Below are 7,681 nucleotides of genomic sequence, written 5' to 3' on the forward strand. Positions count from 1 at the left end.
GGACACTACATTGAGAAGGGTAAAGCCCATGCTGACAAGGCGACCGGCTTTGCCGACGGGCTTATCAAGATGTTCAAGCGGTGGAAGTCGCTTCAGGACATTCTCGACTGGTATTCGTCGCTCGGCGGCGGAGGACTCCCATAGAGTTGTTGTGCCAAGCGCAGAACGGCGCCGCGGGTTGGCGCTGCACGGCCTCTCCATCGGATTGCACTCAGCGGCGGGTTTGCTCATAACCTCAGCATGAGCAAACTTCCCACGCCTCGTGGCCCTCTTACGCCCGCCCGTTCGCTTGATGATCTCACCTGGTTGCGGGTTGGGGGGCCGGCGGATTGGTTGTTTCAGCCGGCCGATCTGGAGGATTTGCGCAGCTTTCTGGCTGAGTTGCCGCCGGAAATTCCGGTGTTTCCGATGGGGGTTGGTTCTAACCTCATCGTGCGGGATGGTGGCATTCGGGGGGTGGTGGTTCGGCTGGGGCGGGGTTTTAACGGGATCGAGATTGACGGCACCCGCGTGGCCGCAGGGGCCGCTGCGCTGGATGCCCATGTGGCGCGCAAGGCGGCGGCGGCGGGGTTGGATTTGACCTTTCTGCGCACCATTCCCGGCGCGATCGGCGGGGCGGTGCGGATGAACGCGGGCTGCTATGGCACCTATGTGGCCGACCATCTGGCCGAGGTGCAGGTGGTGTTGCGCAACGGGCGGCTGCTTGTGGTTTCACCTGCCGCGCTGGAGCTGGCCTATCGCCAGTCAACCCTGCCGGAGGGCGCGGTGATCGTGGGCGCGACCTTCACCGCGCCCAAGGGCGACCCGGAGGCGCTTGAGGCGCGGATGGCCGAGCAACTGGCCAAGCGCGATGCGACCCAGCCCACGAAGGACCGCACCGCCGGATCAACCTTTCGCAACCCGGCGGGCTACTCCTCAACCGGCCAAGCGGATGACACCCATGAGCTGAAGGCCTGGAAGCTGATCGACGAGGCCGGAATGCGCGGCGCGACCCTTGGTGGCGCGGTGATGAACGAGATGCACTCGAACTTCCTGACCAACGCGGGAGGGGCCACGGCGGCGGATCTTGAAAATCTCGGCGAAGAGATACGAAAAAAGGTTTACGAAACCAGTGGTGTATCGCTACAGTGGGAGATCATGAGGGTCGGCGAACCGACCCCATCGAAAGCAGGCGGCTGAGCGGGCAACGACCCGGCTCAAGCATCAATGAAAAATAGGGGCAAGGCGCGCGATCAACGCGTGGAATCCGTGCCCCGTTGGCAAAGGCTGGGCATGTCGGGCAGGACAGTCCTCAAGGTCGCGGTCCTCATGGGAGGGCCTTCGGCGGAGCGGGAGGTATCCCTCTCCACGGGAGCGGAGTGCGCTGAGGCGCTGCGCTCTGAGGGCTTTGATGTGGTTGAGGTTGATGCCGGGCCTGATCTGGCCGCGCGGCTCAGCGAAGTGGCCCCTGATGTGGTGTTCAACGCGCTGCATGGCCGTTTTGGCGAGGATGGCCGGGTGCAGGGCCTGCTTGAGTGGCTGCACCTTCCCTATACCCATTCCGGTGTGCTGGCCTCGGCCCTTGCGATGGACAAGGAGCGCACCAAGCTGGTGTATCGCGCCGCTGGCCTGCCGGTGGCCGAGAGCCTGCTGGCCAAGCGTGAAGAGATTGCCGCAAAGCACGTTATGGCGCCGCCCTATGTGGTGAAGCCTTATAACGAAGGCTCGTCGGTTGGTATTTATATCGTCAATGAAGCGGCCAACACCCCGCCCAAGCTGGCAGAGGGCGCGCCTGAGGTGCTGATGGTTGAAGCCTTCGCGCCCGGCCGTGAGCTGACCTGCTCAATGATGGGCGACCGTGTGCTTGGGGTGACAGAGATCGTTACCGAGGGTTGGTATGATTATGAGGCGAAATATGCCGAGGGTGGCTCCCGCCACATTTGCCCGGCTGATATTCCGCAGGAGATCACCGAACTTTGCCAAGACTACACCGCCCGTGCGCATGAAGCGCTTGGTTGCCGTGGCGTTTCGCGAACCGATTTTCGCTGGGATGACGCGAGGGGCGCAGCGGGGCTTGTGCTGCTGGAAACCAACACCCAGCCGGGGATGACGCCCACCTCGCTTACCCCGGAGCACGCCGAGCACGCGGGCTACAGTTTTGGGGCGTTCTGCCGCTGGATCGTGGAGGATGCCTCATGCAACCGCTAAAGCGTGCCGTCACCACTCCGCCGCTCGCCCGCAAACCGGGAGGCGAGGCTCCGGTCAGGCGTGATCCGGCACCGTCGCGCGTGGCTTACCGGCTCAACCGGCTGTGGCTCACCCCATTTTACCGCCGTTTGCTGCGGATCGGGGTGCCTGTGGCGGTGGTTGGGCTGATCGGGCTTGGCTACTTTTCCGACGAAGGGCGGCGCAGCGCGATCACCGACAAGATCACCGAAATCCAACGCTCCTATCAGGAGCGGCCTGAGTTCATGGTGCAGATGCTGGCAATTGATGGCGCGTCTGACGAGCTGGCGGGCGATGTGCGGGCGCTGGTGCCTTACGAATTTCCGCTGTCGTCCTTTGACATGAACCTTGATACGACCCGCGCCGCGATTGAGCAGCTTGATGCGGTGGCGCGCGCCCATGTGCGCATCCGCTCTGGCGGGGTGCTGCATGTGGAGGTTGAAGAGCGCCTGCCTGTGCTGGTGTGGCGGGACCGCAAAAATAACCTCACCATGATTGATTCCACCGGGCATCGCGTGGCCCCGCTCATTACCCGCACCCAGCGCCCCGATCTGCCATTGGTGGCGGGCACCGGGGCCGACAAGCCCGAAGCGGTGGCCGAGGCGCAGGCGCTTTACGCCGCCTCCGGCCCGCTCAACGGGCGGCTGCGCGGGCTGGTGCGGCGCGGCGAACGGCGCTGGGATGTGGTGCTTGACCGCGATCAGGTGATCCAGCTTCCCGAGCAGGACCCGGTGCGCGCACTTGAGCGGGTTATCGCGCTGGATCAGGCCGAAGATATGCTCGACCGCGATCTCGCGGTGATCGACATGCGAATTCCGGGCCGTCCCACCTTGCGGATGGCACCGGGCGCGGTGGAGAAATTCCGCCGCATCAAATCTCTGGAGTTGGGGGCCTCGAACGGTTGATGACCGATCTCTATGAAAACCAGCGCGCCATGCGGCGGATGCGCAAACAGGCGATGGACCGTGGGGTCATTGCCATTCTTGATGTGGGCTCGTCGAAGATCGCCTGCCTTGTGCTGCGGTTTGACGGGCCGGACCGCTTTCGCGAAAGCGATGGGGTTGGCTCGCTGGCCGGGCAATCCAGCTTCCGGGTGATCGGTGCCGCCACAACCCGCTCGCGCGGCGTGTCCTTTGGCGAGATCGACACGATGCAGGAAACCGAGCGCGCCATTCGCACCGCCGTGCAGGCGGCGCAAAAGATGGCCGGGGTGCGGGTGGATCATGTGATTGCCGCCTTCGCCGGGGCGCGCCCGCGCAGTTACGGGCTTGATGGGCAGGTTGATCTGGCCGACAGCGTTGTGACCGAGGCCGATGTGGCCCGGGTGATGGCCTCTTGCGTGGTGCCTGATTTTGGGGCCGGGCGCGAGGCGCTGCATGCCCATCCGGTTAACTTTGCCATTGATCACCGCTCGGGCCTGATTGATCCGCGTGGCCAGATCGGCAACAGTCTTGCCGCCGACATGCACCTGCTCACGGTTGAAACCCAGGCCATTCAGAACCTGCTTTACTGTATCAAGCGCTGTGATCTTGAACTCGCGGGCGTGGCCTCATCGGCCTACGTGTCGGGGCTTTCGGCGCTGGTTGAGGATGAGCAAGAGCTTGGCGCGGCCTGTATTGACCTTGGCGGCGGGGCGACCACGCTTTCGGTCTTTATCAAGAAGCACATGATCTATGCCGATAGTGTGCGGATCGGTGGCCACCATGTGACCCGCGACATCAGCCAAGGGTTACAGGTGCATCCGTCAAAGGCGGAATCGATCAAGACCCGCCATGGCGGCGTGGTTGCCACCGGCATGGATGACCGTGACATGATCCCGCTGGGCGGTGATACCGGCGATTGGGAACATGACCAGCGCTCGGTGTCGCGCTCTGAGGTGATCGGCATCATGCGGCCCCGCGTGGAAGAGATCCTGGAAGAGGTGCGCGCGCGGCTTGATGCAGCGGGCTTTGACCACCTCCCGGCGCAGCAGATCGTGCTCACCGGCGGCGGCAGCCAGATCCTTGGGCTGGATGAGCTTGCCTCGCGCATCCTGGGCCAGCAGGTGCGCCTTGGCCGCCCGCTTCGGGTGCAGGGCCTGCCGCAGGCGGCAACCGGCCCGGCGTTTTCGGCTGCTGTGGGGCTTTGCCTCTACTCGGCCCACCCGCAAGACGAATGGTGGGATTTTGACATCCCCGCCGATACATACCCGGCCCGCTCGCTGAAACGCGCGGTCAAATGGTTTCGCGACAACTGGTGAGGGCAGGGCGGTGTGATGGCCGCGTGAGGGGTTGATTCTGTGGAGAAAGCGGCGGTTTCGGCGCGCTGCCTTGTAGAGATGCGCCTATGAAAACACCGTATCTGGCGTTTTGTTCCACATCCGGCGAAAATCCGCGCGTTTTACCCCATAAATTGTGGCGTTTTCACGTTTTTTGGGTGACGCAGGCGCAGGCGGAAGATAATGTAGTCTAAATTTCGAGTCATTTTTCGCGGTTGGGGCGCGTCGGTGGTTCGGGGGCGAAGTGTCCGGGCGGGGGGCTTCGAAATTGTAGCGACGGACGAACAGACAGGCGGACAACACACATGACACTGAATCTCACCATGCCGACGGAAGTCGATCTCAAGCCGCGCATCACCGTTTTCGGTGTCGGCGGTGCTGGCGGCAACGCCGTCAACAACATGATCGAAAAGAATCTCGACGGGGTCGAGTTTGTCGTTGCCAACACCGACGCTCAGGCGCTTCAGCAATCTGCCGCCCCGAGCCGGGTGCAGATGGGTGTGAAGGTTACCGAAGGGCTGGGGGCCGGTGCGCGCCCAACCGTTGGGGCCGCCGCCGCTGAAGAAACCATCGAAGAAATCATCGACCATCTGGCGGGGGCGCATATGTGCTTCATCACCGCTGGCATGGGCGGCGGCACCGGCACCGGCGCCGCGCCGATCATCGCGCAGGCCGCCCGCGAGCTGGGCGTGCTGACGGTGGGTGTTGTGACCAAGCCGTTCCAGTTTGAAGGTGGCAAGCGGATGCGCCAGGCCGAGGAGGGTGTTGAAGCCCTGCAAAAGGTTGTGGACACGCTGATCATTATCCCGAACCAGAACCTGTTCCGCCTCGCCAACGAAAACACCACCTTCACCGATGCCTTCGCCATGGCCGATGATGTGCTGTATCAAGGCGTGAAGGGCGTGACCGACCTGATGGTGCGCCCCGGCCTGATCAACCTCGACTTTGCTGACGTGCGTGCGGTAATGGACGAGATGGGCAAGGCCATGATGGGCACCGGCGAGGCCGAGGGCGAAGATCGCGCCAAGCAGGCCGCGCAGAAGGCCATTGCCAACCCGCTGCTCGACGAGATCAGCCTCAATGGTGCCAAGGGTGTTCTCATCAACATCACCGGCGGCCACGATCTTACCCTGTTCGAACTCGACGAAGCGGCCAACGAAATCCGCGAGAAGGTCGACAGCGACGCCAACATCATCGTTGGCTCCACGCTGGATACCGCGATGGAAGGCTTCATGCGGGTTTCGGTGGTTGCCACCGGGATCGACGTGATGGACGCCGAGCGCGAAGTTCCGGTTGCCCGTCGCTCGATGGCCCGCCCGCTGGAAAACGCGCAAGCGGTTGCCGATGAAGAGCGCGCCGCCGCCGAAGCTGCTGCTGCCGCCGCATCCGCCGCTGCTGCGCCTGCCGCAACGGCCGGTGTGTCGCTGACCGGGATGCAGACCACCCCGGCGCAAGAGCCTGCACCGCAGCCGCGCGCCGAGGCCGAAGACCAGTCGGTTTTCCCGGCGTTCCGCGCGACGGAACAGGAAGACGCCGCGCCTCAGGCCGATGACGGCTTGCCCGCTCCTGCCTATCGCCCGGCCGCCGAGGCCAGCGCGCCGCAGTCGCTTGAAGCGCAGGAAGAGGCCTATGCCGCCGAGCAGCGCCACGTTCCCGGCACCCCCTCTGCCGAGGCGCTGGCCCGGCTTCAGAGCGCGGTGCGCAAGGTTCCCGGTGGCGCGGTTGATGACGCGCCGCAGTATCGCCAGCCACAGGCCGCTCCGCAGCAACACGCCGCCCCGCAGCCCGCTGCTGGCGAAGATCACAAGTCGCGCTTTGGGATCGGTTCGCTGATCACACGCATGGCAGGCCACGGCGCAGAGCCGGGCCAGCAGCCCGCCGCTCCGGCTCACCGCGAGCCTCCGGTAAGCCATGCCGCCCCGGCCTCGCGCCCGGCGATGCCGAGCTACAACACCAACGCGGCACATGAGGAAGAAGTGGATCCAGAGCAGGAGCGGATCGAAATTCCGGCCTTCCTGCGGCGTCAGGCGAACTAGGGTCGCTCACGTTATCCATATGAACAGAAGGGCCGCGAGAGCGGCCCTTTTTCGTTGTGGGCAAGGCAATTGCGCCGGAAAGTTGATGTACGCGGCGGGGTCTTGCTTAACCCTTTGAAAGCCATGTTACAGAGCGTTGCAATCTTTGAATTGAGCCTGAGGCCGCGCGGCCTTATCTGGGATGGGTCGGGCGACGGGTCCGGCGTTTTGAATAGAGGCCCAGGTGCAAACCACGCTTGCCAAATCCATCACGCTCTCAGGCGTCGGCCTCCATTCGGGCCGTCCCGCGAGGATTACGCTCAAGCCGACCGTGGCTGAGCAGGGGATCTGGTTTCGCCGGACCGATGCTGTGAAGGGCGACCCATTCCTTCCCGCCCGTTGGGATGGGGTTGAGCAGGCACCCCTTTGCACCCTTCTGCGCAACGCCGATGGCGTGACGCTCTCCACGGTTGAGCATGTGATGGCCGCTCTGGCGGGTTGCGGTGTGCATAACGCCATTGTCGAGGTCAGCGGCCCCGAGGTGCCAATCCTTGATGGGTCCGCCGCGCCCTTCGTGGAAGCGATCCTCAAGGTTGGCCTGCGCCGCCTCTCCGCGCCGGTGCGCGCGATCAGGATTTTGAAGCCGGTGGAGGTGCGCCGTGGTGATGCGCGCGCCCGGCTTGAGCCGTCGGACGGCCTTTCGATCAGCTTTGGCATTGATTTTGCCGATGGCGCGATCGGCCAGCAGGAAAAGACCCTCAACATGGCCAACGGCACCTTTGTGCGCGAGCTTTGTGACAGCCGCACCTTCTGCCGCGCTGCCGATGTGGATGCGATGCGCGCTGAGGGCAAGGCGCTTGGCGGCACCTATGACAACGCGGTTGTTGTTGAAGGGGATGCGGTTCTTTCGCCGGGTGGTTTGCGCCACCGCGATGAGCCGGTACGCCACAAGATGCTGGATGCGCTGGGAGATCTGGCGCTGGCGGGCCTGCCGATTCTGGGCCATTATAGCGGCGAGCGGGCCGGGCACGCGCTGACCAACAGCCTGTTGATCGCCCTCTTTGCCGACCGCGACGCCTATGAAATCATCACCTGTGACGCAGAAACCGCCCGCCGCTTGCCGGGCACCGGCATCACCGCCGCAGACCTGCGCCTGGTGGCCTGAGAGCCGCTTTGCGGCGACCCTCCAAACGCCGCAGGCACG

The 7,681-nt window shown here is 64.1% G+C and carries 6 protein-coding genes; all 6 read left to right on the forward strand.

What is annotated here, in order from left to right; all coding sequences use genetic code 11:
• Positions 1-240: 240 nt before the first annotated feature.
• The 6 genes from murB to lpxC all read left to right on the forward strand — a co-directional run bounded on the left by murB (position 241) and on the right by lpxC (position 7,642).
• Positions 241-1,179, forward strand: a complete 939-nt coding sequence (murB, locus tag P1U55_RS15340; protein WP_301048510.1) for a UDP-N-acetylmuramate dehydrogenase — start codon at positions 241-243, stop codon at positions 1,177-1,179.
• Positions 1,180-1,266: 87 nt separating this feature from the next.
• Entirely contained in the window at positions 1,267-2,187 is a 921-nt protein-coding gene (locus tag P1U55_RS15345) for a D-alanine--D-alanine ligase (protein ID WP_301048515.1), read from the forward strand.
• Positions 2,175-3,110: a cell division protein FtsQ/DivIB gene (locus P1U55_RS15350; RefSeq protein ID WP_301048511.1), complete on the forward strand. Its 936-nt coding sequence runs from the start codon at positions 2,175-2,177 to the stop codon at positions 3,108-3,110. The genes P1U55_RS15345 and P1U55_RS15350 overlap by 13 nt, the downstream gene beginning before the upstream one ends.
• Entirely contained in the window at positions 3,110-4,444 is a 1,335-nt protein-coding gene (gene ftsA / locus P1U55_RS15355; RefSeq protein WP_301048512.1) for a cell division protein FtsA, read from the forward strand. Before P1U55_RS15350 ends, ftsA begins: the two co-directional genes overlap by 1 nt.
• A 323-nt stretch (positions 4,445-4,767) precedes the next feature.
• Positions 4,768-6,498, forward strand: coding sequence for a cell division protein FtsZ (ftsZ, locus tag P1U55_RS15360; protein WP_301048513.1), 1,731 nt, complete (start codon positions 4,768-4,770; stop codon positions 6,496-6,498).
• Positions 6,499-6,721: 223 nt separating this feature from the next.
• A complete protein-coding gene (gene lpxC, locus P1U55_RS15365; RefSeq protein WP_301048514.1) occupies positions 6,722-7,642 on the forward strand; it encodes a UDP-3-O-acyl-N-acetylglucosamine deacetylase in 921 nt (306 codons plus the stop codon).
• Positions 7,643-7,681 lie beyond the last annotated feature (39 nt).

The organism is Vannielia sp., from assembly GCF_029212645.1.
Taxonomy (GTDB): domain Bacteria; phylum Pseudomonadota; class Alphaproteobacteria; order Rhodobacterales; family Rhodobacteraceae; genus Vannielia.

Excerpts from the sequence above, each read along its gene's own strand:
- ftsA (WP_301048512.1), top strand. The coding sequence starts at position 3,110 with ATGACCGATCTCTATGAAAACCAGCGCGCCATGCGGCGGATGCGCAAA.
- P1U55_RS15350 (WP_301048511.1), top strand. The coding sequence starts at position 2,175 with ATGCAACCGCTAAAGCGTGCCGTCACCACTCCGCCGCTCGCCCGCAAA.
- ftsZ (WP_301048513.1), top strand. The coding sequence starts at position 4,768 with ATGACACTGAATCTCACCATGCCGACGGAAGTCGATCTCAAGCCGCGC.
- murB (WP_301048510.1), top strand. The coding sequence starts at position 241 with ATGAGCAAACTTCCCACGCCTCGTGGCCCTCTTACGCCCGCCCGTTCG.